The sequence below is a fragment of the Xanthomonas theicola genome (genome assembly GCF_014236795.1).
Lineage (GTDB): Bacteria > Pseudomonadota > Gammaproteobacteria > Xanthomonadales > Xanthomonadaceae > Xanthomonas_A > Xanthomonas_A theicola.
On sequence record NZ_CP049017.1, the window covers coordinates 3757740 to 3781235 of the forward strand.

23 protein-coding genes, 1 tRNA gene and 4 pseudogenes are annotated in these 23496 nt (G+C 68.1%); 14 read left to right on the forward strand and 14 right to left on the reverse strand.

The window, feature by feature from the left end:
• The first annotated feature begins 119 nt into the window (after positions 1-119).
• Together gltB and G4Q83_RS17530 are read left to right on the forward strand one after the other, a co-directional pair.
• Positions 120-4577 carry a glutamate synthase large subunit gene (gene gltB / locus G4Q83_RS17525; protein WP_128421425.1) on the forward strand — a complete coding sequence of 1486 codons (4458 nt, stop codon included), beginning with the start codon at positions 120-122 and terminating at the stop codon, positions 4575-4577.
• A 127-nt stretch (positions 4578-4704) separates the two neighbouring features.
• Positions 4705-6195 carry an FAD-dependent oxidoreductase gene (locus tag G4Q83_RS17530; RefSeq protein WP_128421424.1) on the forward strand — a complete coding sequence of 497 codons (1491 nt, stop codon included), beginning with the start codon at positions 4705-4707 and terminating at the stop codon, positions 6193-6195.
• 375 nt (positions 6196-6570) lie between these two features.
• On the opposite strand, the gene G4Q83_RS17535 is transcribed toward G4Q83_RS17530, so the two are convergent.
• From G4Q83_RS17535 to G4Q83_RS17545, 3 genes and pseudogenes are all read right to left on the reverse strand, one after another.
• The gene (locus G4Q83_RS17535) at positions 6571-6981 is read right to left on the reverse strand and encodes a type II toxin-antitoxin system HicB family antitoxin (RefSeq protein ID WP_128421423.1); all 411 of its coding nucleotides are present in this window, start codon (positions 6979-6981) and stop codon (positions 6571-6573) included.
• Positions 6981-7160: a type II toxin-antitoxin system HicA family toxin gene (locus G4Q83_RS17540; protein ID WP_128421422.1), complete on the reverse strand. Its 180-nt coding sequence runs from the start codon at positions 7158-7160 to the stop codon at positions 6981-6983. Before G4Q83_RS17540 ends, G4Q83_RS17535 begins: the two co-directional genes overlap by 1 nt.
• 87 nt (positions 7161-7247) lie before the next feature.
• Positions 7248-7727, reverse strand: a pseudogene (locus G4Q83_RS17545) (DNA-methyltransferase); the annotation flags it as partial.
• Positions 7728-7787: 60 nt separating this feature from the next.
• On the opposite strand from G4Q83_RS17545, the pseudogene G4Q83_RS24280 reads away from it, so the two are divergent.
• Positions 7788-7892 (forward strand): annotated as a pseudogene (locus G4Q83_RS24280) (integrase arm-type DNA-binding domain-containing protein); the annotation flags it as partial.
• A 100-nt stretch (positions 7893-7992) separates the two neighbouring features.
• Here the strand turns inward: G4Q83_RS24280 and G4Q83_RS17555 are convergent.
• Positions 7993-8196, reverse strand: a complete 204-nt coding sequence (locus G4Q83_RS17555; RefSeq protein ID WP_128421421.1) for a helix-turn-helix transcriptional regulator — start codon at positions 8194-8196, stop codon at positions 7993-7995.
• 643 nt (positions 8197-8839) lie between these two features.
• Here G4Q83_RS17555 and G4Q83_RS17560 point away from each other — a divergent pair.
• Positions 8840-9400 carry a transglutaminase-like domain-containing protein gene (locus G4Q83_RS17560; RefSeq protein WP_246432154.1) on the forward strand — a complete coding sequence of 187 codons (561 nt, stop codon included), beginning with the start codon at positions 8840-8842 and terminating at the stop codon, positions 9398-9400.
• A gap of 64 nt (positions 9401-9464) precedes the next feature.
• Positions 9465-10621, forward strand: a protein-coding gene (locus tag G4Q83_RS17565) for an IS3 family transposase (RefSeq protein ID WP_185817245.1) whose coding sequence is annotated in 2 segments (ribosomal slippage) — positions 9465-9705 and positions 9705-10621 — 1158 coding nt in all. Because the reading frame shifts where the segments join, the coding sequence is not laid out codon by codon here.
• A gap of 4 nt (positions 10622-10625) precedes the next feature.
• On the opposite strand, the pseudogene G4Q83_RS17570 reads toward G4Q83_RS17565, so the two are convergent.
• Positions 10626-11402, reverse strand: a pseudogene (locus tag G4Q83_RS17570) (IS30 family transposase); the annotation flags it as partial.
• Positions 11403-11573: 171 nt separating this feature from the next.
• Between G4Q83_RS17570 and G4Q83_RS17575 the strand changes: the two are divergent.
• Positions 11574-11882, forward strand: a complete 309-nt coding sequence (locus G4Q83_RS17575) for a hypothetical protein (protein ID WP_246432155.1) — start codon at positions 11574-11576, stop codon at positions 11880-11882.
• Positions 11883-11972: 90 nt separating this feature from the next.
• Here G4Q83_RS17575 and G4Q83_RS17580 read toward each other — a convergent pair.
• The 4 genes from G4Q83_RS17580 to birA form a co-directional block, all read right to left on the reverse strand.
• Positions 11973-12048, reverse strand: a tRNA-Thr gene (locus tag G4Q83_RS17580).
• Positions 12049-12131: 83 nt separating this feature from the next.
• On the reverse strand, positions 12132-12959 hold the full coding sequence (locus tag G4Q83_RS17585) for an SPOR domain-containing protein (RefSeq protein WP_170069179.1): 828 nt from the start codon (positions 12957-12959) through the stop codon (positions 12132-12134).
• Between the two features lie 9 nt (positions 12960-12968).
• Positions 12969-13712 (reverse strand): type III pantothenate kinase, encoded by a 744-nt coding sequence (locus G4Q83_RS17590; protein ID WP_128420860.1) that lies wholly within the window; start codon positions 13710-13712, stop codon positions 12969-12971.
• Positions 13709-14770 (reverse strand): bifunctional biotin--[acetyl-CoA-carboxylase] ligase/biotin operon repressor BirA, encoded by a 1062-nt coding sequence (birA, locus tag G4Q83_RS17595; RefSeq protein ID WP_386272903.1) that lies wholly within the window; start codon positions 14768-14770, stop codon positions 13709-13711. Before birA ends, G4Q83_RS17590 begins: the two co-directional genes overlap by 4 nt.
• Positions 14771-14798: 28 nt before the next feature.
• Between birA and G4Q83_RS17600 the strand changes: the two genes are divergently transcribed.
• On the forward strand, positions 14799-15065 hold the full coding sequence (locus tag G4Q83_RS17600; RefSeq protein ID WP_246432156.1) for a hypothetical protein: 267 nt from the start codon (positions 14799-14801) through the stop codon (positions 15063-15065).
• The gene (locus G4Q83_RS17605; protein WP_170069178.1) at positions 15032-15820 is read left to right on the forward strand and encodes a M90 family metallopeptidase; all 789 of its coding nucleotides are present in this window, start codon (positions 15032-15034) and stop codon (positions 15818-15820) included. Before G4Q83_RS17600 ends, G4Q83_RS17605 begins: the two co-directional genes overlap by 34 nt.
• Before the next feature lie 47 nt (positions 15821-15867).
• Here G4Q83_RS17605 and G4Q83_RS24810 read toward each other — a convergent pair whose 3' ends face one another.
• The 5 genes from G4Q83_RS24810 to dusA form a co-directional block, all read right to left on the reverse strand.
• Complete coding sequence (locus G4Q83_RS24810) at positions 15868-16335, reverse strand: hypothetical protein (RefSeq protein ID WP_386272901.1); 468 nt, start codon at positions 16333-16335, stop codon at positions 15868-15870.
• Positions 16336-16517: 182 nt separating this feature from the next.
• Complete coding sequence (locus G4Q83_RS17615; protein ID WP_185817447.1) at positions 16518-17888, reverse strand: ATP-binding protein; 1371 nt, start codon at positions 17886-17888, stop codon at positions 16518-16520.
• An 85-nt stretch (positions 17889-17973) separates the two neighbouring features.
• Entirely contained in the window at positions 17974-18657 is a 684-nt protein-coding gene (locus tag G4Q83_RS17620) for a response regulator transcription factor (RefSeq protein WP_003469280.1), read from the reverse strand.
• 77 nt (positions 18658-18734) lie between these two features.
• A complete protein-coding gene (locus G4Q83_RS17625; protein ID WP_386273589.1) occupies positions 18735-19094 on the reverse strand; it encodes a hypothetical protein in 360 nt (119 codons plus the stop codon).
• A 360-nt stretch (positions 19095-19454) separates the two neighbouring features.
• Entirely contained in the window at positions 19455-20441 is a 987-nt protein-coding gene (gene dusA, locus G4Q83_RS17630) for a tRNA dihydrouridine(20/20a) synthase DusA (RefSeq protein WP_128420855.1), read from the reverse strand.
• A gap of 280 nt (positions 20442-20721) precedes the next feature.
• Here dusA and G4Q83_RS17635 point away from each other — a divergent pair, with 280 nt between their 5' ends.
• The 6 genes and pseudogenes from G4Q83_RS17635 to G4Q83_RS17660 all read left to right on the forward strand — a co-directional run bounded on the left by G4Q83_RS17635 (position 20722) and on the right by G4Q83_RS17660 (position 23391).
• Positions 20722-21075 (forward strand): hypothetical protein, encoded by a 354-nt coding sequence (locus G4Q83_RS17635; RefSeq protein ID WP_128420854.1) that lies wholly within the window; start codon positions 20722-20724, stop codon positions 21073-21075.
• A gap of 291 nt (positions 21076-21366) precedes the next feature.
• Positions 21367-21477, forward strand: a pseudogene (locus G4Q83_RS24815) (tyrosine-type recombinase/integrase); the annotation flags it as partial.
• Between the two features lie 316 nt (positions 21478-21793).
• The gene (locus tag G4Q83_RS23660) at positions 21794-22132 is read left to right on the forward strand and encodes a hypothetical protein (RefSeq protein WP_246432157.1); all 339 of its coding nucleotides are present in this window, start codon (positions 21794-21796) and stop codon (positions 22130-22132) included.
• A gap of 8 nt (positions 22133-22140) precedes the next feature.
• Complete coding sequence (locus tag G4Q83_RS17650; protein ID WP_128420853.1) at positions 22141-22404, forward strand: hypothetical protein; 264 nt, start codon at positions 22141-22143, stop codon at positions 22402-22404.
• A 155-nt stretch (positions 22405-22559) separates the two neighbouring features.
• Complete coding sequence (locus G4Q83_RS17655) at positions 22560-22697, forward strand: hypothetical protein (RefSeq protein ID WP_158255039.1); 138 nt, start codon at positions 22560-22562, stop codon at positions 22695-22697.
• Positions 22666-23391 (forward strand): hypothetical protein, encoded by a 726-nt coding sequence (locus G4Q83_RS17660; protein ID WP_221893092.1) that lies wholly within the window; start codon positions 22666-22668, stop codon positions 23389-23391. Before G4Q83_RS17655 ends, G4Q83_RS17660 begins: the two co-directional genes overlap by 32 nt.
• The last annotated feature ends 105 nt before the right edge of the window (positions 23392-23496 follow it).

Here is a 23496-nt window from a genome sequence, read left to right on the forward strand (position 1 = left end):
ATTGCGGCACCGCACCAACATGTGCTTTAGTCGATGTACCGGTGACCTCAAGATGCGCTCCAGGATAGAGCGGGGGCGAGTGTCGCCGCGTTCCTTCGGATCGCTTTTCAGAGGCAGACATGGCCCCCCGCCACCGCCACGGGCTCTACGACCCCCAAGACGAGCGCGATGCCTGTGGTTTCGGCATGGTCGCGCAACTCGATGACCAACCCTCGCGGGCCTTGGTGGATACTGCCATTGCCGCGTTGTCGCGGATGACCCACCGCGGCGGCGTCGCCGCCGACGGCCTGACCGGCGACGGCTGCGGCCTGCTGATCCGCAAACCCGATGCGTTCCTGCGCGCGCTGGCGCGCGACGCCGGCATCGCGGTGGGCGCGCGCTTCGCCGCCAGCCAGGTGTTCATGCCGCGCGAGGACGCGGACGCCGCCGCGCGCTGCCGCCAGGCGCTGGAAGAGGAACTGGTCCGCGCCGGCGCGCAGCCGCGCGGCTGGCGCGTCACCCCCACCGACGATGCGGTGTGCGGGCAGCTGGCCAAGGACACCTTGCCGCACATCGAGCAGGTGTTCGTCGATGCCGGCCCCGAGCAGGGCGAGGACGCCTTCGCCCTGGCCCTGTTCCTGGCGCGCCGCCGCGCCGAGCAGCGCCTGCGCGACATCGCCGACTTCTACGTCACCACGCTCTCACCCAACGGCATCAGCTACAAGGGCATGGTGCTGCCGGACAAGCTCAGCACCTTCTACCCGGACCTGCAGCGCAACGACCTGGCCTCCAGCGCCATCGTCTTCCACCAGCGCTTCTCGACCAACACGCTGCCGCGCTGGCCGCTGGCGCATCCGTTCCGGCTGCTCGCGCACAACGGCGAGATCAACACCATCGAGGGCAACCGGCACTGGGCGCAGGCGCGCAGCAAGGTGTGGAAGACCCCGCGCTTCGACATCGCCGAGTTCGACCCGGTGATCTCGATGCACGGCTCGGACTCGCAGAGCCTGGACAACATGCTCGAGCTGCTGGTCGCCGGCGGCATGGACCTGCTGCAGGCGCTGCGCATCCTGGTGCCGCCGGCCACCCAGTCGCTGGAATTCAAGGACGCCGACCTGGCCGCGTTCTACGAGTTCTACGGGCTCAACACCGAGCCGTGGGACGGCCCGGCCGGCATCGTCGCCTGCGACGGCCGCTACGCGGCGTGCATGCTGGATCGCAACGGGCTGCGCCCGGCGCGCTGGATGCTGACCTCCGACCGCCATTTCCTGGTCGCCTCCGAAGCGGGCGTGTGGGAACTGCCGGCCGAGCGCGTGACCCGCAAGGGCAAGCTCGGCCCGGGCGAGATGATGGCCATCGACCTCAAGCGCGGCGACCTGCTCGACTCGGACGCGATCGACCGCATCAACCGCGGCCGCGCCCCGTACAAGCAGTGGCTGCAGCAGGGCGTGACCTACCTGCAGACCGAACTGATCGACCCGTCGCTGGTCGAGGAGCCGTTCGACGAGCGCACCCTGCGCAGCTACCACAAGCTGTTCCAGCTCAGCACCGAGGAAGTGGAGCAGGTGCTGCGGCCGCTGGCCGAGACCGAGCAGGAAGCCACCGGCTCGATGGGCGACGACACCCCGATGGCGGTGCTCAGCCGCCATACCCGGCCGCTGTACGACTATTTCCGCCAGGCCTTCGCGCAGGTCACCAACCCGCCGATCGACCCGCTGCGCGAAGACTGCGTGATGTCGCTGACCACCCAGCTCGGCAAGGAGACCAACATCTTCCATGCCGGCCCGGAGACGGTGAACCACGTCATCCTCAATTCGCCGGTGCTCAGCCAGCGCAAGCTGCGCCAGCTGCTGAAGATGGAGCAGTACCAGACCCGCAACGCGCAGATCGACCTGTCCTACAGCGTCGAGGAAGGCCTCAAGGCCGGCCTGGAGCGGATCTGCGCCGAGGCCGAGCAGGCCGCGCGCGACGGCAAGGTCATGCTGCTGCTGACCGACCGCTACCCGGTGCCGGAACGGCCGATGGCGCATGCGCTGCTGGCCACCGGCGCGGTGCACCACCACCTGTCGCGGGTGGGCCTGCGCTGCGACGTCAACCTGATCATCGAGACCGGCACCGCGCGCGATCCGCACCACATGGCCTGCCTGCTCGGCTTCGGCGCCACCGCGGTGTATCCGTACCTGGCCTACCAGACCCTGTTCGACCTGGGCCGGCGCGGCATCCTGCTGCTGAAGAAGGGCGGCGAACAGGCGCAGATCGGCCGCAAGTACCGCAAAGGCATCTACAAGGGCCTGTCCAAGATCATCTCCAAGATGGGCATCTGCACCATCGCCAGCTACCGCGGCGCGCAGCTGTTCGAGATCGTCGGGCTGGACCCGGACGTGGTGCAGCTGTGCTTCCCCGACACCGCCGCGCGCATCGGCGGCGTGGGCCTGGCGCGGCTGGACCACGAGGCGCGGCAGCTGGGCGCGCGCGCCTGGAACGACCTGCTCAAGCCGGAAGTGGGCGGGCTGCTGAAGTACGTGCACGGCGGCGAGTACCACATGTACAACCCGGACGTGGTCATGACCCTGCAGCGCGCCACGCGCAGCGGCGACCAGGCCGACTGGGCGGCGTACGCCGACGCAGTGCATGCGCGCCCGCCCTCGGCGCTGCGCGACCTGCTGCAGCTGCGCCAGGCCGAGGTGCCGACCCCGCTCGACCAGGTCGCCCCGGCCGCGGACCTGCTGCGCCGCTTCGACACCGCCGCGATCAGCCTGGGCGCGCTGTCGCCCGAGGCGCACGAGGCGCTGGCGGTGGCGATGAACCGCCTCGGCGGGCGCAGCAACTCCGGCGAAGGCGGCGAAGATCCGGCCCGCTACGGCACCGAGAAGCGCTCCAAGATCAAGCAGGTGGCCTCCGGCCGCTTCGGCGTCACCCCCGCGTACCTGGTCAACGCCGAGGTGCTGCAGATCAAGGTCGCACAGGGCGCCAAGCCCGGCGAAGGCGGCCAGCTGCCCGGGCACAAGGTCAACGAGCTGATCGCGCGGCTGCGCTACGCCAGGCCCGGCATCGGCCTGATCTCGCCGCCGCCGCACCACGACATCTATTCGATCGAGGACCTGGCGCAGCTGATCTACGACCTCAAGCAGGTCAATCCGCAGGCGCTGGTGTCGGTGAAGCTGGTCAGCCATGCCGGCGTGGGCACCATCGCCGCCGGCGTGGTCAAGGCCGGCGCCGACCTGATCACCGTGTCCGGCCACGACGGCGGCACCGGCGCCAGCCCGCTCAGCTCGATCCGCTATGCCGGCGTACCGTGGGAACTGGGCCTGGCCGAGTCGCACCAGGCGCTGGTCGCCAACGACCTGCGCGACCGCACCATCCTGCAGACCGACGGCGGCCTGAAAACCGGCCTGGACGTGGTCAAGGCCGCGATCCTGGGCGCCGACAGCTTCGGCTTCGGCACCGCTCCGATGATCGTGCTCGGCTGCAAGTACCTGCGCATCTGCCACCTCAACAACTGCGCCACCGGCGTGGCCACGCAGGACGAGCGCCTGCGCGCGAACCAGTTCACCGGCCTGCCCGAGCGCGTGGAGAACTTCTTCAGGCTGCTGTCCGAAGAAGTGCGGCAGTGGCTGTCGTACCTGGGCGCACGCTCGCTGGACGAGATCGTCGGCCGCACCGAGTTGCTGCAGCAGTTGGACGTGTCGCCGCGCGAAGGCGTGCGCGTGGATCTGTCGCGGCTGCTCCAGGATGTCCGCTACGACGGTAGCCATTGCGTGGCGCAACGCCTGTACGAATCGCCGGACAGCCTAGCCACGCAAATGGACGGCCTGCTCGCCGACGCGATCGCCGACAAGACCGGCGGCGAGCATCGCTTCCTGATCCACAACACCGACCGCTCGATCGGCGCGCGCCTGTCCGGCGCCATCGCTCGCGCGCATGGCAACCACGGCATGGACGAAGCACCGCTGACCCTGCGCTTCCGCGGCGTGGCCGGGCAGAGCTTCGGCGCGTTCAACGCCGGCGGCCTGCAGCTGGAGTTGGAAGGCGAGGCCAACGACTACGTCGGCAAGGGTATGGCCGGCGGCCGCCTGGTGGTGCGTCCGCCGCGCGGCGCGCGCTTCGAGGCGCGCAGCACCGCGATCCTCGGCAACACCTGCCTGTACGGCGCCACCGGCGGCGAACTGTACGCCGCCGGCCGCGCCGGCGAGCGCTTCGGCGTGCGCAACTCCGGCGCGCTGGCGGTGATCGAGGGCGCCGGCGACCATTGCTGCGAGTACATGACCGACGGCATCGTGCTGGTGCTGGGCAAGGTCGGGCTCAACTTCGGCGCCGGCTTCACCGGCGGGCTGGCCTATGTGCTCGACGTGGACCGCGACTTCGTCGACCGCTACAACCACGAGCTGATCGACATCCATCGCATTTCCGCCGAAGGCTTCGAGAGCCATCGCCAGCACCTGCACAAGCTGGTTGGCCGCCACCGCGAACTGACCGGCAGCATCTGGGCGCAGCAGCTCCTCGACGAGTTCCGCGACTACGTCGGCAAGTTCTGGCTGGTCAAGCCGAAGGCGGCGAGCATCGAGTCGCTGACCGAGTCGTTGCGGCGCGCCGCCTGATCGATGCATCCCCTCTCCTGCGTTCGGGAGAGGGGATCACGCAGGCGCTGCGCGCCCCGTACCCTCATCCGCCCCTTCGGGGCACCTTCTTCCGGGGGGAGAAGGGATTTCGCCACGGAATCTTTTTATGAGCCGCAAGCAAGCCTTCCAGTTCCTCGACCTGCCCCGGCAGATGCCGCAGCGCATCCCGGTGGAGCTGCGCACGTCCGGCGACTGGAACGAGCTGTACGGCAAATTCGACAAGGCCGACGCGCAGTACCAGGCTGGGCGCTGCCTGGATTGCGGCAATCCGTACTGCAGCTGGAAATGCCCGGTGCACAACGCGATCCCGCAGTGGCTGCAGCTGGTGCAGGAGAACCGCATCGAGGAAGCGGCGGCGCTGTGCCACAGCACCAATCCGCTGCCGGAAGTGTGCGGCCGGGTGTGCCCGCAGGACCGCCTGTGCGAAGGCAGCTGCACGCTGGAGGAATTCGGCGCGGTCACCATCGGCGCGGTGGAGAAGTACATCGTCGACACCGCGCTCAACAACGGCTGGCGCCCCGACCTGAGCCAGGTCCAGGCCACCGGCAAGCGCGTGGCGGTGGTCGGCGCCGGCCCGGCCGGGCTCAGCTGCGCCGACCGGCTGGTGCGCGCCGGCATCCATGCGGTGGTGTACGACCGCTACGAGCAGATCGGCGGCCTGCTGCAGTTCGGCATCCCCAGCTTCAAGCTCGACAAGCGCGTGATCGACAAGCGCCGCGAGGTGCTCGAAGACATGGGCGTGGCGTTCCGCCTGGGCGTGGAGATCGGCCGCGACGTGAGCCTGGAACAATTGCTCGGCGAATACGACGCGGTGTTCCTCGGCACCGGCGCCTACCGCTACACCGACGGCGGCCTGGCCGGCCAGGACCTGCCCGGGGTGCTGCCGGCGCTGCCGTTCCTGGTGCAGAACAGCCGCATCGTCGGCGGCAACGACCCGTGGGGCCGGCCGATCGCCGGCTGGGAAGACAAGATCGCGCTGCCCGACCTGAGCGGCAAGCGCGTGGTGGTGCTCGGCGGCGGCGACACCGGCATGGACTGCGTGCGCAGCGCCATCCGCCTGGGCGCGGCCAAGGTCACCTGCGCCTATCGCCGCGACGAGGCCAACATGCCCGGCTCGGCGCGCGAAGTGGCCAACGCGCGCGAGGAAGGCGTGCGCTTCCTGTTCAACCGCCAGCCGCTGGCGGTGGAAGCCGATGCCGCCGGCAACCTGGCCGGCGTGCGCGTGGTGGAGACCCGCCTCGGCGAACCCGACGCGCGCGGCCGCCAGGCCGCGGTGCCGATCGCGGGCAGCGAATCGCTGCTGGATGCGGACGTGGTCATCATCGCCTTCGGCTTCTCGCCGAGCGTGCCGGAATGGCTGGCCGCGCAGGGCGTGGAAGGCACCGCCAACGGCCGCATCCTGGCCGGCGGCGGCGATCCCCACGGCAGCGGCCGCCTGCCGTACCAGACCACCAACCCGAAGCTGTTCGCCGGCGGCGACGCGGTCCGCGGCGCGGACCTGGTGGTGACCGCGGTGGCCGAAGGCCGCGACGCCGCCGCCAGCATCGCCGAATGGATCGGCAACCGCCTGCCGGTGACCGCCCAGGCCGCGGCCTGAGCGATAGCGCGCGCTCGGCTGCGCAAACACGCTGGGCAGGAGGCGCTACAGATGGGCCACGCGCGGCAGGGATCGGCAGGGGTCGGCAACCCACGGAAACCGCCCTGAGCGCCAGCAGCGGCGCGCTCGCAAGTGGGCCGCAGGGGCGCAGAAAAACCGGTGCATGAAGACCGCAGGTGTGGCGGGGCGACAACTGCGCGCGCCGGGGGATGCCCCCTGCCAACCCGCGCCGACCGGGCGCCCCACCTATCTGAGCCGCGTCGGCGCCGCCTGCGCGTGCCTGCGGCCCGCCCTGATCTTCGACCGTGCGGGCTGCCCACGAAAAAGCCGCCCCGTGGGGCGGCTCCTGTACGGTCTAGCGCTGGGGGGCCTGACTTACTCGGTCGAGGGCTTCCGACCCTCGCCGCGCAACTCATGCTCGGCGGCCAGGGCGAGGAACGCCGAGCGGCTCATGCGCCGGGTAGCAGCGGCGGCGTCGATCTTGCCGAGCAGGTTCTCCGGCAGGCTGATGTTGAGCCGCACCGCGCGCGTGTTGATCTTCGTCAGGTCGATGTCGACCAGCATCCAGAACCCGCTCTTGAACTCCCGCTGCCGGCGGTACTTGTCCACGATGTTCGCTCGCGGCGGCGCGCGTTCCTCGTCTTCGTACATCAGCTCGACCGCCTCCTGCAGCGCGGCCGGAAGATCCTCCAGGCTGTCCACCGCGCTATGCACTCCGGGCATGTCCGGCACGATCGCACCGTAGGCGCTGTTCTCGTCCTTATGGACGTACACGGGATAGAGCATCACTTCCTCCAACCGGCTTGCCGGAAAATGCTGGCGACCGTACCCGCCGGCAGGTCTTTCTTCGGGTGCGGAACGATGACCGTCCGATCACCCTTCCGGAGCTTGTGGTGGCTGCCGCGCACTGAGACGATCTCGAATCCCTCAGCCTGAAGCTGCTTCAGTAGGGTGCGGCTGTCCATGTGTGTAAGGATACACACACTACAACGGAAGCACACACGTTTACACAAACGAAAGTTGGGGCCGCACCTGAATGTGGTCCCTGCCGGTCAGGCCTCGTTTGCCAGGCGCTCGCGCGCCACGTCGGCGTAATGCGCAGTCATCTCGACACCGGTGCAGCCGTAACCTTCCAGCGCCGCCGCCGCCAGCGTCGTGCCACTGCCGGCAAAGGGATCGAGGATCCGTCCACCCTGCTCGCAGATCCGCACCAGCTGCCGCATGAGCGCCGTGGGCTTGCCAGTGAGGTGGTGCTTGTCGGCCTTGCACACCGGCTCGCGGATGACGCCAGGCAGCGCGGGCGAGCGGCGTTGCAGCGGCATGTGGCCCTTGCTGCCCCACACGATGTACTCGGCCTGGTTTCGGAAGCGACCCAGCTGCGGTCGCACGCCCTGAGTCTTGTCCCACACCGTGATGCCGCGCCAGGTGAATCCGGCAATCTGCAGCGCGTCGGTGGTCAGCGGCAGCTGCCGCCAGTCGGTGAATAACAACACGGGCGCGCCATCCTTCAACAGCCGCGCGCAGTCGGATACGCCACCGGCACCAATCTGGATCACATCGGTGCACTGTTCGGCGTCGGCCGACTGAAACTCAATCCAAACGAGGAGCGTCGCAAGGCCCGGGCGCGCGGCATCACCCTGCGGGAAGGGCTGGACCTGCACCTGAACTCCCGGCGGCTGTCGCGAGCGAGCATGTCGTGCAGGAAGGCGGCCCGCCCTCCATTGTCGAGCTGGCGGTTCAGCGCGTCGAAGAACGCGTGGTCGTTTTTGCGGGAGTCCACGTCCACGACCAGGTCCGTCAAGCCGAGGCGCGCGCCCAAGTTGCCGCCGCGCACGCGCGCCTCAGCTTCGGGCCGACGCGGGAGAACTTCGGGCCGACGCCCTGGCAGCGGTACCAGGCGAGCGTCGTGTACTTGAGGCACAGGAACTGCGCGGCCTCGTCGGCGGTGAGCAGGGCTTCGTCGGGCAGCGAGTGCAGTTCCGCGAGCAGGTTTGTTTCCATCTCTTGTGACTCCGGGCAGGCTCCCGGCGCGGCGAAGTGCCGCGTCGGGACTGCCTGCTGTGCGTCGCAGAGATGGACCCGTTATTCCCCTCAGTCGGCGGGGCGGGCCTCGGCTGTTTGGGCCACCGAAAACCTGGCGGCGTCGGCAGCTGGTGCCGCCGACACGACACATGATGCAACAAGCCGGCGCGCGAATATGCCAACGTTTGTGCGGTCGCCCCGGTGAGTCCAGGAGGTCCGGTCAGGTCCGGGCAGCTCAGCGCCTAGGCCGATGCGCCTGGACGCGACACGGGCTACCTGATGAACTTATTAAGGCCGGACAAGTCAGGAACAACGGCTACTTACAGCCACGGCAAGCGGTGGCGCTCTCTAGAACGAGCCAGTGACTAGGGATACAGTGAGTTCGTCAAGGAGGGGAGATGGGGCGAAATGTCTGCTGGCGATTCGTAGGGGTGCTAGGCCTGTGCTTGGCGCTCATGGCTGCTTCTGCCTGGGCGGCCACGTCCGCTCCCCAGGAAACAACACCACGTCTCCTGCTGCTGCAGCCAGAAGGTTCCATCGATTTGGCAAGCGCCAAGGTCGCGATCGACCGAATGATTGATCCTTCCATCGACTCTGACGCCACGTTGCGCGAGGTCGATCAGTGGGCAGCGAAGGCGCGGGCTTCCCAGCCGGTGCGTCGAACAAGGTCAAGATGGATCTGCTCATTTCGACGCTCTACGAGCCAGGCCTGTGGAATGACCATCGGCTGTTCGGATACGACTACACCGACCCGTTCGGCCACGACATCAAGAAAGGTCTGCTGTCGCATTACTTCGCCACGCGCAAGGGCCAGTGCGTCATCATGCCAATCGCCTTCTTGGTCATCGGCCAGCGGCTGGGCTTGCCGTTGACCATGACCACGGCACCGTATCACTTGATCGTCAAATACGGCGACGAAGAACAGGGCCAGTGGACGAATTTCGAGGCCACCAGCGCCTTGTTCCATCCGGATAGTGGCGACGAACAGGCCATAAGCATTCCGCCCGAGGCGACGCGCAACGACACGTTTCTACGCCCTTTCTCGCAACGGGAAACGGTGGCCCTGTTCGCAACAGCTTCCCTATTGCCCCACTACCGGGAGAGGAAGCAGGCCGAACGCATGCTGGCAGCAAGTGACTTGAACCTGCCCCGCAGGAACGTACGCCAGGAAGCGATACTTTGATCGGGTTCTACCCCGTTATCACGGACACTGACGAGAAGGCCGATGCGGCCGATGAGGAGTGTTCATGTCGAAGCGAAGAAAGTTCAGTGTGGAGTTCAAGCGTGGTGCGCTTGAACAAGCTAGCCAGCCGGGCGTCAGTTGTGCACAGGTGGCTCGGGAGGTGGGTATCCGTGACAACCTGTTGACCCGCTGGAAGCGTGAGGCCACAAGCCGAGGCAACGGTGCCTTTGCTGGCGCGGGCACACCACGCGATGAGGAGCTGGGGCGTCTGAAGCGTGAACTGGCGCGGGTGAAGAAGGAACGGGATTTTTTGCGCGAAGCGGCGACGTTCTTTGCCAAGGGATCATCCTGAGGTATCAGGTGATCGAACGTTGCCGCCATGCGTTTCCGATCCGGCTGATATGCCGTTGCCTGCGGGTGTCGGCCAGTGGTTATTACGGTTGGAGCCGGCGCTTGCCGAGTGCCCGCCAGCGCGAGAACGAGCGCCTATCATGCCGCATCCGTGAACTGCACGAGGATAGCCGGTGCACGCTAGGTGCTGGTCGAATGCACGAAGACCTGGCCGATGAAGGCCAGCGGGTCGGCTTGAACCGTGTGGCTCGGTTGATGGCCGTTGATGGCTTGCAAGGTTGGCCCCGCCCGAAGCGTCGGGGGATGCGAGCCCGGCCGGCACTCACTCCGCCGGGCGTGCGCAACCGGCTGGAACGGGACTTCACCGCTCTGGAGCCGGATAGCAAATGGGTCACCGACATCACCGAGATCAAGACCGGGGAAGGCAAGCTCTATCTATGCGTTGTCTTGGACCTGTTCGACCATCGGGTGGTGGGCTGGTCCATGCATCATCGGCAAGATCGGCAGATGGTGATCCGGGCCGTGCAGACGGCTGTATGGCAGCGACAGGGCGACGAACCGGTGATCTTGCATTCGGATAGAGGCAGTCAGTTTCGAAGCGGTGACTATCAGACGTATTTGCTGACCAACACCCTGGTGTGCTCGATGAGCGCCGTGGGTCACTGCGCAGACAACGCCGCATGCGAGGGCTTCTTTGGCCTGCTCAAGCGCGAACGGATCTACCGCATGACCTATCCGACACTCGATGCGGCAAGAGCCGATGTGTTCCAATACATCGAGCGGCGCCACAACCCAAGGATGCGGCGAAGGATTGACAGAGAGGATTTGAAGTTTTCCACCCTTTCACGACCGGCCGTGATTTCGGGGTAGAACCCTCGATGTTCAACCGTTCCATCAGCTCGGCATAGCGCGTCATTTCGGTGCCACGGTCATAGGTCAAGCTGGTTCGCATGGATGCGGGGAGCTTCTTCATCTGACGGGTGAAACCTTCCAGTGCGTCTGTGGCGGTGCAGCCGTCCATCCGGCACAGCACCACAAAACGCGTCTTGCGCTCCACCAGGGTGCCAACACAGGAACGATTGAACGCTCCCTTGATCAAGTCACCTTCCCAATGTCCTGGGACCAACCGCTGTTGCACCTCTTCGGGTCGGTGCACGATCCGCGGTTCCTCAGGCACCCAGCTGCGTTTGGCGGCGGTCGTGCGCCGTGATCCCCGGGACGGCCTGCGCTGGCGCAACGCCTCCACAAGCTCCTTTTTCAGGCCGCCGCGCGGGTGCGCGTAGATCGTGGCGTAGATGGTTTCGTGACTGACGCGCTGGGCAGGATCATCCGGGGACATGAGGAGCAGCTTGGCAGCAATCTGCTGGGGCGACCAGCGCCACAGCACCAGATGATCGCGCACCATCTGGAATAAATCCGTTCCCGGTGTCAGCCGTCGCCGCCGAACGCTGTGCTGACGTCGTGTCCGGTAACGCATGGCCGCCTCTCGAGCACGGTAGACCGTGGCTTGCTGCCTGGCCAGCTCCCTGCTCGATGTCGACGGGCTTCTATCCAGCAGCCTGGATATCGAGCGTAAGCTCTGACCACGTCGCGTTTCGATTTGGAGTACCGCGCGCTCTTCTGCGCTCAGGTGGAGATAGCTTCTTGACATGCATACACCCTACTGGCTGAGAGGGTGTCGCGCTTGGAAGTTGAGTCTAAGCTCCTTCCTGCAGCGCGCCTTTGACCCCCAGAACAACCAGTCCAGGGGAGTGTGGTCGCAGAGCGCCGAAGAGATCACACGGCGGGCCCAGCAGCCATGAAAGCGCTAGCTCCCATCGCCTTGCTGGCATCACTGGCACTCTACCTCGCGCAGATTTTCCTTTACACGAAGGATCAAGAAATCATCGTGTACGGTGTGTTCGGCGCGCTGTGGTTCTTGGCTATGTACCTCAATGCGTTCAGCGTCCAAGTCAGGACCACGACCACGGGCATCATCCTTCTTTCCGGTATAGCCGCTTTCGGCTTTGGGTTCGTTCCTCATCGCCTGCGCCTTGGCCCAGGGTTCGACATCTACGTGGCCCTGTTCCCAGTGATCCACTTCCTGGCGACCTTCGCCTTCTTGTCAGCCCAGCGCAAGGCTGCGAGCTAAGGCCGCCCCTACTTCGCTTGGGCCACGCCTCGACCTGAAAAAACCATTCCCGCTGGCGCTTGCAGCGGCTGGAACGCTGACTGCGTAGGATGGTGCCGCTTGTCCGAATCGAACGGACGACCTACTGATTACAAATCAGTTGCTCTACCGACTGAGCTAAAGCGGCAAGAACGACGGCAGTGCCCGCGCTCGGGCTGTCGCGGTCTACTTGGCGGCGGCCGTGGCACGCCTGCGGCGCTGCGCTCCATTCTAGCGCAGCGTGACGCAGTCCAGCACGCGCTGCCGCTGTGCGCCGAACTGCCGGCGCAGCAACCCGGCCTGCGCCGCGGAGTCCGCGCGCAGGTCCAGCCACCAGCGCGACTGGCCGCGGCCGCCGCTGGGAATCAGGTCGACGTTGAAGCCGGCACGGGCCAGTTCGGCCTGGCGGCGTTCGGCGCCTTCACGGCTGCGGTATTGGCCCAGGGCGATGGCGTCGCCCGCATCGCCCTGGTGGATCGGATAGTAGTCGCGGATGCCAGCGGCGGCGATGCGCTCGACCGCGGCCTTGATCCCGTCCCGGCCGCCGATGGTCGGCAGCAGTACGCGGAAACGGGTGGCGTCGCCATCGCCGACCTCGCGCAGGCGCGGGCGCGGCATGCTGGCGCCCGCGGCGGCAATCGCCGCCTCCGCGGCGGCACGGTCCGGATACGGGCCCAGGCTCAGGCAGGCGGCGGCAGGCGCGGCCGCAGCGACGGGTGCGACACTGGACGGTTCGGGCGGCGGCGCAGCGATGGCCTGGGCTGCGGTGATGGGCGCCGCAGTGGTCGCAGACGCGGCCGCAGCGGGCGTGCCAGGGATCGCGGCGACGGCGGTCGGCGCGCTGGCTGCGCGGTCGCTCGGTGCCGCAATGGAGGCTGTCGGCGCTGGAGGGGATGCCTGTGGCGCGGCCGCCGACGCCTGCACCAATTGCAGCGTCGCCACCCCGGCGGGGAGTGCCGGCATCGGCGCCGGGTCCGGCGTCTGCGGCTGCGACGCCCACCACAGCGCGACGCCGAGATTGAGGATGGCCAGGACGACGAGCAGGGCGCGGACGGGCATGCGCGGATTCTACCCGGCGCGCGCGGCCGCGGCATGCGCCTGCGCCCACAGCGCCAGCCCGTCGAGCACCAGCGACGGGCGCTGCTCGGCGGCCGGCAACGCGTGCAGCAACGCCGGCGCGCCGCCGCCATGCAACAGCAGGCGCGGCCGCCGCGCCAGCAGCGCTGCGCCGTGCCGCAGGCTGCGCTCGATCAGCGCCAGCGCCGCGCCGTCGCAGCCGGAGGCGAGCGCATCGGCGGTGTCGGCGGCGAACTCGTGGTAGTCGCCGCCTTCGGCCGGCAGTTGCGCGGCGCGCTGCTGCAGGGCCTGGCGCATCGTGGTCGGTGACGGCGCGATGCGCCCGCCGTGGTGCAGGCCGTCGCGGTCGAGCAGGTCCAGGGTCAGCGCGGTGCCGACCCCGACCACCAGCACGTCGCCGCCGCCGCCGTGCGCGGCGAGCAGCGCCAGGAAGCGGTCCACCCCGAACCTGTGCGGCTGCGCGTAGGCGATGCGCACGCCGGCGCAGGCGGCCTCGGTACGCACCACCTGCACCTGCGCGAAGCGGGTGCGCAGCGCGTCCAGCACCGCCGCGGTCGACGCCGGTGCCGCGACGCTGGCGACATGGGCGGTCTGGCCGCGCGGCAGCGCCGCCGCCGCCGCCGCATCCATCGCGTCGCCGCCATGCGCCCAGGCCTGCACCGCGCCGGTGCGACCACGTTCCAGCGCGGCGAACTTGAAGCGCGAATTGCCCAGGTCGAACAGCCAGTCGCTCATGCCGGCCTCACGCTGACTTCGCCGGCATGCAGCGACCGCTCGCCATCGGCGAACGCCACCCGCAGTGCGCCGTCGTCGGCCAGGCCCAGCGCCACGCCCTCGCGCGCGCCGCCGCCATCGTCGATGCGCACCGCACGCCCGGCGAGCAGGTCCAGCGCGGCATAGCGCGGCAGGAACGGCGCCAGGCCCTGGGCGTCGAACAGCGCCAGCGCCGGCAGCAGTTGCGACAGCACGGCGGCGGCGATCGCGTTGCGCGAGACGGCGGCGCCGGCCAGCGTGGCCAGGTCGGTCCACGGCTGCCCGATCGCCGCGGCGCTGGCCGCCGGCATGCGCACGTTGAGGCCCAGGCCGATCACCGCGCGCGCTGGCCCGGCGAACTCGCCGCCGCCCTCGACCAGCAATCCGCCCAGCTTGCGCCCCTCGGCGAGCAGATCGTTCGGCCATTTCAGCCCGACCGTGGCGAAGCCGGCCGCGCGCAGCGCCTCGGCCACGGCGACGCCGGCCGCCAGGCTCAGCCCGCCCAGCCGCCCCAGTCCGCCATCGAAGCCGCGCGCCACCGACAGATACAGGTGCGCCGCCAGCGGCGAGGCCCAGACCCGGCCACGGCGGCCGCGGCCACCGGTCTGACGCTCGGCCAGCAACACCTCGCTGCCGCGCGCCGGCGCCGGCCGCGCCAGCAGGGTGCTGTTGCTGGAGGCCAGGCTCCAGGCGATCTCCAGCGCGCCCAGTTCCGTGTGCGCCGCCGGCGCCAGTGCGGTGCGGATGCGCTCGGCATCGAGCAGTTCCAGCGGCCGCGCCAGTCCGTAGCCCTCGCCGACGCGACCGTCGATCTCCACCCCGGCCGCACGCAGGCCCTGGATGCGCTTCCACACGGCGGCCCGGGTCAGCCCGAACGCGCGCGCCAGGGTGTCGCCGGAAAGTCGGCCCTGGCTGAGCCGGACCAATAGTTCGCGATCGTCCACGCCGCTTCCATCGCCTCGAATCGGAAAATTATGCGGTAAGCGCCTGTCCGCGCCCAGCGGCCCTGCAGCGGGAGGAAACCGCGTTAGAATGGGCATTCACCGCCGCTCGCCCTGGATGCCGACGATGCGCCGCTTCCTGCCGTGCCTGATCTTGCTGCTCCCGCTGGCGGCCGCCCACGCGTCCGATGCGCTGGCGAGCAAGCAGCGCAACGACTGTGTGTACACCGATGCGGCCGACGCGCAGGCACACCCGGCTCCGGCGGGGCGCCGGCCCGCCGCCGCGGCCAAGCCCCCCGGCGCTGCCCCGAACGGCGGCGGCAGCGACAGCGACCTGGTGCCGCGCCTGCGCATGCCCAAGTGGCACAGCTTCCTGCCGGGGATGTTCCGCTGATCCCACGCTGGTTGCGTTGGCTGTCGCCGGCGCCTGCCCCGATCGACGATGCGACCTGGCATCTGATACGGCAGCGCTGCGCCTGGGTGGCGGCGCTGGATCCGGCGCGCGAATGGACGCTGCGCGCGCTGGCGGCGCAATTCCTGCAGCGCAAGACCATCTCGCCGCTGGCCGGCCTGACCCTGGATGCAGTGCAGCGCACCTTGCTGGCCGCGCTGTGCTGCCTGCCGCTGCTGGAATTCGGCGCGGCCGGCCTGCGCGGCTGGTCGCAGCTGCTGGTGTATCCGGACGCGTTCCGCGTGCAGCGCAGTCATGTCGATGCGGCCGGCGTGCTGCACGAATGGGATGACGAACTGATCGGCGAATCCTGGGACGGCGGCCCGCTGATCCTGTCCTGGGCCGACGTGCAGGCCGACCTGGACGCCCCCCGCACCGGCTACTGCGTGGCGGTGCACGAGATGGCGCACAAGCTCGACGTGCTCGACGGCGCGCTGGACGGCACGCCGCCGCTGCCGCGCGACTGGCAGCGGCGCTGGGCCACCGACTTCCAGCGCAGCTACGACGTCTTCTGCCAGCGGGTGGACCGCGGCCGCGCCACCGAGATCGATGCCTACGCCGCCGAGGCGCCGGAAGAATTCTTCGCGGTGGTCAGCGAATACCACTTTTCCGCGCCGCAGCGATTGCAGCGCGAGATGCCGGAGGTCGCCGCGCACCTGGATCGCTTCTACGGCCGCTCCCCCTTCGCGGCTGGCTGATCGGCGGGGCGGCGCCGAGAGGCGCTACGCGACTGGCTGCATCACGACTACAACTGGCATAGACCACACATCGCCCTGGACGGACTTCCACCGGTCTCTCGACTGCTGCTCAGCCGAGGCAACCTATCGAAGCTCCACAGGCGTGCTGCTGCAACGCCTTCTTCGCCGCGATTTTGGCCTCGCCGCCGGGCATCGCCTTGATGTACCGCTGGCGCGGCTCCAGTTGCCTGAGCAGTTGCTGCACCGGCGCCGGCAGAGGCCTGTTGCAACTGGCCGCGCAGGAAGCCACTGCGCCCGTCGCGCTGCAGCTGCGACACGCTGGCGCTGTCCAGACCGGCGGCCATCGATTGCAGCCAGCGCGCGTCGTCGCGCTCAAGCACCTTCTGGCTGCCGGCGATGGCGGCCACGGTGAACAGCACCAGCAGCAACGACAGCAGCAGCCGCTGCGCGTTGCGCAGCGCACGCCGCCCATGCACGCGCAGACGCGATGCGGGACGATGCCGGGGTTCGGGCATGCGGCGCTCCTTGGACCGGAAACCGGGCGTGGCGAATCCGCGCAGTATCCGCGCATGGCCTCGGCCCGCGTTAAGCCGATGTCGGAACCCGGTGCGGCGTTTGCGCGGGATTCACTTGCCGACCATGCCGGCCGCCGGCGCGCCTTGGTCGGCCCTGGCCTGCCGCGTTGGCGCTCGTGGGCTCAGAGCCCGGGCGGCATGCTCACCAGGAACCGCGCGCCGCCCAGTTCCTCGGAACGGGTCACCTGCAGTTCGCCGCGATAGCCCTTCACCAGATCCTGCACGATCGCCAGGCCGATGCCGTGGCCTTGCACGCGCTCGTCGCCGCGTACGCCGCGTTGCAAGATGTGCGCGACCTCGTCGGGGGCGATGCCGGGGCCGTCGTCCTCCACCGCCATCACCAGCCCGGCCCGGCGGCTGCCGGCGGCCGGGGTCGGTCGCACGCTCAGCAGCACCCGCCGCCGCGCCCACTTGAACGCGTTCTCGAGCAGGTTGCCGAGCAGTTCCTGCAGGTCGCCGGGCTCGCCATGGAAGCGCGCGCTCGGCTCGATGTCGAACTCGCACAGCACGCCCTTGCTCGCATACACCTTCTCCAGGCCGCGCACGATCTCCTCGGCGTTGGGCTCGATCGGCAGCGGCGCGGCGAACAGCTTGTGGCCGCTGGAAGCAGCGCGGGTCAGCTGGTAGGAGACCAGATTGTTCATGCGCCGCAACTGCGCGTCCAGTTCCTTGCGCAACTCCGGGCCCTGGGTGCCGCTGTCGATCTGGGTGCGCAGCACCGCCAGCGGCGTCTTCAGGCTGTGCGCCAGGTCGGCCAGGGTGTTGCGCTGGCGGTCCAGGTTCTCGCGCTCGCTCTCGATGAAGGCGTTGATGCTGTCGGTCAGCGGTTCCAGTTCGCGCGGATGGCGATCGCCCATGCGCACCGCTTCGCCGCGCTGCACCTTGGTCAGCTCGTTGATCACCCGTCGCAGCGGGCGCAGGCTCCATTGCAGGATGAAGGCCTGCAGCAACAGCAGGATCAGGCCGGCGCCGCCGAGGTTGAACCACACCCGGCCACGGAACACGCGCAGCTGCGCGCCCAGGGCGCGGGTGTCTTCCATGATGTAGATGGTGACCGGGGTTTCCTTGTCGCGGCGCACGTAGGCCAAGCCGATGCCGTAACGGTAGACTTCGCCTTCGCTGCCGTCGATCTGGGTCATCGGCCAGGGACCGTCGAAGGTTTCCTGGCGCGGTTCGAGCATGCCGCCCCTGGGCGGCAGCGGGCCTTCGCTGGACATCGAGATCCAGCGTTCGTTGGGCATCACGATCTGCGCGTACAGGCCGCTGCCCGGCCGGTCGAAATGCGGGTCCGGCGGCGGCTTGTCGTTGTTGATGTACAGCGAGCCGTCGCGCGCCACGTCGACGTTGTTGGCGTAGGCGGTGGCGTAGCTCTTCAAGCGCTCGCGCAGATTGCTCAGCGCGGTGTCGGCGAAGGCCTGGTCCAGCGCATAGCCGGCCGCGGCCAGGAACGCCACCAGGCTCAGGCTGGCGGCCAGCAACTGGCGTGCCTGCAGCGAACGCGGGCGCCAACGCTTGTACCACTTGGGCCGCGCCGCCACGCCTTCGCGTCCTTCGGTTGCTCGCCGCGGGCGCGTGGGATCAGCCTTCGGTGCGCGGGATCGCGAACCGGTAGCCGCGGCCGCGCACGGTCTCGATCGGCTTCAGTTCGCCGTCCGGGTCCAGCTTCTTGCGCAGGCGCCCGATGAACACTTCCAGCACGTTGGAGTCGCGGTCGAAGTCCTGCTGGTAGATGTGCTCGGTGAGGTCGGCCTTGGAGACCAGTTCGCCGGCATGCATCATCAGGTACTCGAGCACTTTGTATTCGTAGCTGGTCAGGTCGACATTGCTGCCGCTGACGCTGACCGTCTGCGCCGCCAGGTCCAGCGCCACCGGGCCGCATTCCAGGGTCGGCTTGCTCCAGCCCGCGGCACGCCGCAGCAGCGCGTTGACCCGTGCCAGCAGTTCCTCGACGTGGAACGGCTTGACCAGATAGTCGTCGGCGCCCTGCTTGAGGCCCTCCACCTTGTCCTGCCAGCTGGAGCGCGCGGTGAGGATGAGCACCGGGAATTTCTTGCCTTCGTCGCGCAGCGCCTTGATCAGCTCCATTCCCGACATCTTCGGCAGGCCGAGATCGATGATGCCTACGTCGAAGGGCACTTCGCGGCCCATGTACAGGCCTTCCTCGCCGTCCTGCGCCGCATCCACTGCAAACCCCTCTCGTTTCAGGCGAGCAGCCAGGGTCTCTCGCAGCGGTGCTTCGTCTTCGACCAGAAGGATACGCATGAACTCTCCCTAGTGACTTACAGAATGGCCGGCGGCCGGGGCAGTGTGGATCGCAAGCGGAACCGAACTATCCAGGCTCAAGGGTTATCGTCGCGTGGTGGCTCGTCCGCGCCGGTCGGGTGGGGAACCCGCGGCGTCGCGCGGCCCGGCTGCGGATCGTCCATGTAGCGCACACGGCCGCGATCGTCCATGTACTTGACCCGGTTGATGTCGCGTCCGTCGAACGGCACGCGCTCGGCGCCGAGGATCTGTCCACCGGTGGACCGCTGCACCCGGCGTACCGCATCGGACAGCGAGCTAGCGGAGTAGTCGCGGCCCCGGGACGGCTCGCGGGCCTGCACCATCGCAGCCCCCGGACGCGGCTGCTGTGCCCGGCCATGACCGACGGCCACGAGCGCGATGGCGATCATGGCGGCGGTGCGGCAGCGGCGGAGCATGGTGAAGGTCACGATTTGGCATCCTAGCGGACTGATCGGAAACGTTCAAAACTTGTGAAACGGCGCGTCTGGCGACGCTGCCCTTGTTTTCGCAAAGTTTGAGCCAAATTCTTGATTTTTCGGAGTGAATCCGATCTGAACTTTCCCCACCGCGACTGCCGATGTTCAGTCAAATGAACTCCGCCTTGCGCTGCCTGGCGGTGACCAGCAGGTGCCTGGCAGCGCCTCGACGGGGCCTGCCGGCCCGCGCGCAGCGGCCGCGACCGCCGCGGCACGCTGAACCAAATGAACGCCTGCCGGAACGCACGCACGGCGCCCGCCTGCACAGCACTGGATCGCTGCATCCCCGCCGCCGCGCCGTCACGCGGCGGCGCGCGGCGCCCCCTCGGTCAGCCGCAGCGCCTGCTCCAGCAGCGTCCAGTCCATGTCCGGCCGGTGTGCCCCCTCGCTGAGCGCCTGGCGGAACGCACGGCCACCCGGTTGGCCGTGGAACAGGCCGAGCAGATGGCGGGCGATGTGCTTGAGCGCCACGCCGTCGGCCAGCCGCGCCTCGACATAGGGCCGCAGCGCGCGCAGCAGTTCGGCCCGCGGCCGCGGCGCGGCGCCGGTCAGGGCCGCGTCCAGTTGGTGCAGCAGATAGGGATCGTGATAGGCCGCACGGCCCAGCATCACCCCGTCGACCGCCTCCAGCTGCGCCTGCGCCGTCTGCGCGTCGGCCAGCCCGCCGTTGAGCACGATGCGCAGCGGCGGGCGTTCGCGCTTGAGCCGATAGGCCCAGTCGTAGCGCAGCGGCGGCACCTCGCGGTTCTCCTTCGGGGACAGTCCCTGCAGCCACGCATTGCGCGCATGTACCACGAACAGCCCGCAGCCAGCGCCGGCAACCTGGTCGACGAAGCGCAGGAACACCGCGTAGTCGTCGTCCTGGTCCACGCCGAGCCGGCACTTCACCGTGACCGGGAGGTCCACCGCCTGCACCATCGCCGCCACGCAGTCGGCAACCAATGCCGGCTCGCGCATCAGGCAGGCGCCGAAGCGTCCGGCCTGGACCCGGTCGGACGGGCAGCCGCAGTTGAGATTGACCTCGTCGTAGCCCCATTCCTGGCCGATCCGCGCGGCCTGCGCCAACAGCGCCGGGTCGCTGCCGCCCAGTTGCAGCGCCAGCGGATGCTCGACCGCATCGAAGCCCAGCAGCCGCGCGCGATCGCCCAGGACCACCGCATTGGCGTGGACCATCTCGGTGTACAGCCGCGCCGACGGCGCCAGCAGCCGGTGGAACACACGGCAATGGCGGTCTGTCCAATCCATCATGGGCGCCACGGAAAGACGGATTTCCTTACTATTCAACATGTTGCTTCGATATTGGTGCGGTGCTGGTGCATCCAAACTCCCGCTAAGTCCCTGTTTTTCACCCTCATTCCCGGGGTAATGTACCCGCACTGCACCAAGCAGATGGGGTTGCACCAGGTGGCTGATCGAGAAACGGGGGGAATGAAGTGGCGCGCCATGGCGCGCATCAAGGGACATCCTACCGCCAAGACGTTCAACCAACGGTAAGAAAGCCGCGGAGGACTGGGCACGCCTCACGGAGAACGCCATTCGGGGCAGCACCGCGCCGCCACAGGAGAGCATGACGCTCTCGGCGCTGATCGACCGCTACGTGAAGGATCTGGGCAAGTTCCGCCCCATGTCTGCGACACGCGGGAACCTCAAGCGCTGCGAGGAATCGCTCGGCGAGCGTGAGGTGACGACCCTGACCGGCCAGGACATTCTCACCCATATCGGCCAGCGCAAAGCCGGCCCGGCCACCGTGACAATCGAACTCGGCTTCTTGGACGAGGTGCTGGCGGCGGGCCGCTCCCTATGGAGCATGACGATCCCGGACGTGGCGACTGCCACGCGGCCGGTGCTGCGCCGCGCCGGCGCCATCGCCAAACCCGTGAGCGCAACCGGTGGCCGTCGGCGAAGGAGCTGGACAACCTAGCCGCGTTCTTCCGATTCAACTTGGGCGCCATCCCGATGCGCGACCTGATCCCCTTTGCGATCGACTCGGCGATGCGCATGAGCGAGATCGTCGCCCTACGGTGGGAGGACTACCGGCCGGGCGACAAGCCGACGATCCTGATCCGCGACCGCAAGGATCGGCAGGAGAAACGCGGGAACAACCAGTGGGTGCCGCTGCTGGGGCGCACGGTCGAGATCATCGAGCGCCAGGAGCGCGCGGGGCCGCTGATCTTTCCCTACAAGCCAGACAGCATCGGCGCTGCGTTTCGGCGTGCATGCACGCGCCTGCAGATCGCTGCAGATCGAGGATCTGCACTTCCACGACCTGCGGCACGAGGGTGCATCGCGGCTGTTCGAACAGGGCTACGACATCCCGGAAGTCGCCATCGTCACCGGCCACCGCGACTGGAAGTCGCTCAAGCGCTACACGAACCTGGCGCCGGAATCGCTGTACCGGGAGCCGAAGGCCGGGCGACCCGGTTTAGACTTGGACCTCGACCAGGCCAGGGAGAGGGCCATGGGCCAGACCGGACAGGTAATCGCCGCGGCATGCAGCCTAGCCGTGCTGCTGCCGGCCGGGCATTTCGTCGTCGGCACCCACCTATGGGTGGCCACCGCCGCGCATCCGTTTCCCACGGCATCCCGGTTCCGGCGCTGCGCCGGCTCCGGCTATCCTCGCCCTGGCCTGGGCCGGCATCGTGCTGGTCGCCGGGCTCGGTACGGCCGACATGCTGGCGTGGGCGCCGGGTTCCTGGGGAGGCGCGGACGAGGACGGCACCTACACCTCATTCGGCGCCGCCGCCGGATATCTCGCCGGCCTGGCGCTGGGGACAATGGTGTTCCTCTCGCTGCTGCGCCGCGCTGAGGCCAGCCCAGGCGGCCAGCGCCGGATTCGGCAGGCCGAGCTGCGCGACGCCGCCTCGGCGACGACCTGCTGCGCTTTGCGGATGAATGGTGCGGCGGCGACCTGTTCCATCGGTGGCGCGTTCCCGCCGCGCAGGTCCAGCATGAAATCGATGAAGTCGAGCGCCGCCTGACTCAGGTATTGCGAGCGGGCGGTCGCTGCGTCATCAATCTGCGCCGCATCATCGAGCTGCCCGGCGAAGCGGACACGGTCTGGACCGACGTCATGACCCGGCGCTGCTACAAGCTGCCTGCCGAGATGATGCCGCTGCTGGACCGGCTATCGGCAAGCGATCGGGGGGTCGACATGAAATGGTTGGCACGACACGACGAGACGCAACGATCGCGCATGCGGCGCCTCATGTGCCAGCTGGCATCGCGCGAAGCGATTCGTTCTTGCGTATAGCTTGGGGCAGAGGCCTGGCGTGGATTATCGTGTTTGTTCGTCTCTGGTGCACGGGATGAACAGTGTGCGTGGCAAGGAAGTGCATCAATCGTGGGAATGGAAACGCACTTCGATCCATTCCTTTACATCTCAGTGCATAGAGTGGGAAAGTAGGCATGAACAACAAAACGATCGAAAATACCGAGATTCTGCTGATCGACGAGTTCGAGATCATCGAGCTGGAAGATCGCCTGGAACTGGCCAGTCGCTGCAACGGTCGCTGTGATTCGGACAGCGAACTCACGGTGGGTTGATCGACGGACGACACTGAAAAACTGCGACGGGATCGGCGCCCACCTGACGTCTGTTCCGCCGCAGCCGTCAGCATATTTCTGCACTTCGCAGTCTGCTCGTGTCGATGCCGCTCGATCCGATCACGGTGCGGAGAACGCCAGGATAGACGCCATGAACGACTCCTCTGCACTCTTCGCCAATCCGCTGCTGGAGGTCTCGGATTTCGATTCGGCTTCCGGCAGGCCGATGAAGCTGTGCGTCGTTCCCAGCGCGCGAGAACCTGTACGGTTCGCGATTCCGTCCATCTACATGGAACTGGTAGGCGAGTTCGACGGAGCGCGCAGCCTCAATGAAGCCGTAGACGCGTTCTGCGAGCGCCACCCAGGCATCTACGCAAGGGATTGGTCATGTCGCCTGGTGCAGCAATCGCTGCTGCCCAAGGGCATTCTTGTGCATGCACAGCAGGATCCCGGGCGGGTAGCGGTCAGCGCGCAGCCGCGGCGCGCCTTCCTGTTCATCAAGTTGCCGATCATCAAGCCGGGCGTGGTCGATCCGGTCGCCGAGCGCCCGGGATTCATGTTCGCACGGCCGGCACTGCTCCTTGGCCTGCTGCTGTTCATCGGCTCGCATGTGTACGTGGTCGCCGCGGACGGCAACAGCCCGCAACTGCTGAAGGCGCACGCCTTGCGTCCTGCACGCGCCCCCCATGCCTGAGCGGGGTCGGCGACAGGCCGGTTCTTGGCTTGGACGATGCGATTGGAGAGACGGCAGCCGCGACGGGCATTCCCTGTAGCGCCTGCCGCGGCCGCAGCGGCTCCT

Excerpts from the sequence above, each read along its gene's own strand:
- gltB (WP_128421425.1), top strand. The coding sequence starts at position 120 with ATGGCCCCCCGCCACCGCCACGGGCTCTACGACCCCCAAGACGAGCGC.
- G4Q83_RS17530 (WP_128421424.1), top strand. The coding sequence starts at position 4,705 with ATGAGCCGCAAGCAAGCCTTCCAGTTCCTCGACCTGCCCCGGCAGATG.
- G4Q83_RS17535 (WP_128421423.1), bottom strand. The coding sequence starts at position 6,981 with ATGCTCTATCCCGTGTACGTCCATAAGGACGAGAACAGCGCCTACGGT.
- G4Q83_RS17540 (WP_128421422.1), bottom strand. The coding sequence starts at position 7,160 with ATGGACAGCCGCACCCTACTGAAGCAGCTTCAGGCTGAGGGATTCGAG.
- G4Q83_RS17555 (WP_128421421.1), bottom strand. The coding sequence starts at position 8,196 with ATGGAAACAAACCTGCTCGCGGAACTGCACTCGCTGCCCGACGAAGCC.
- G4Q83_RS17585 (WP_170069179.1), bottom strand. The coding sequence starts at position 12,959 with ATGCCCGTCCGCGCCCTGCTCGTCGTCCTGGCCATCCTCAATCTCGGC.
- G4Q83_RS17590 (WP_128420860.1), bottom strand. The coding sequence starts at position 13,712 with ATGAGCGACTGGCTGTTCGACCTGGGCAATTCGCGCTTCAAGTTCGCC.
- birA (WP_386272903.1), bottom strand. The coding sequence starts at position 14,770 with ATGCCCATTCTAACGCGGTTTCCTCCCGCTGCAGGGCCGCTGGGCGCG.
- G4Q83_RS17600 (WP_246432156.1), top strand. The coding sequence starts at position 14,799 with ATGCGCCGCTTCCTGCCGTGCCTGATCTTGCTGCTCCCGCTGGCGGCC.
- G4Q83_RS24810 (WP_386272901.1), bottom strand. The coding sequence starts at position 16,335 with ATGCCCGAACCCCGGCATCGTCCCGCATCGCGTCTGCGCGTGCATGGG.
- G4Q83_RS17620 (WP_003469280.1), bottom strand. The coding sequence starts at position 18,657 with ATGCGTATCCTTCTGGTCGAAGACGAAGCACCGCTGCGAGAGACCCTG.
- G4Q83_RS17625 (WP_386273589.1), bottom strand. The coding sequence starts at position 19,094 with ATGCTCCGCCGCTGCCGCACCGCCGCCATGATCGCCATCGCGCTCGTG.
- dusA (WP_128420855.1), bottom strand. The coding sequence starts at position 20,441 with ATGTTGAATAGTAAGGAAATCCGTCTTTCCGTGGCGCCCATGATGGAT.
- G4Q83_RS17635 (WP_128420854.1), top strand. The coding sequence starts at position 20,722 with ATGACGCTCTCGGCGCTGATCGACCGCTACGTGAAGGATCTGGGCAAG.
- G4Q83_RS17655 (WP_158255039.1), top strand. The coding sequence starts at position 22,560 with ATGAACAACAAAACGATCGAAAATACCGAGATTCTGCTGATCGACGAG.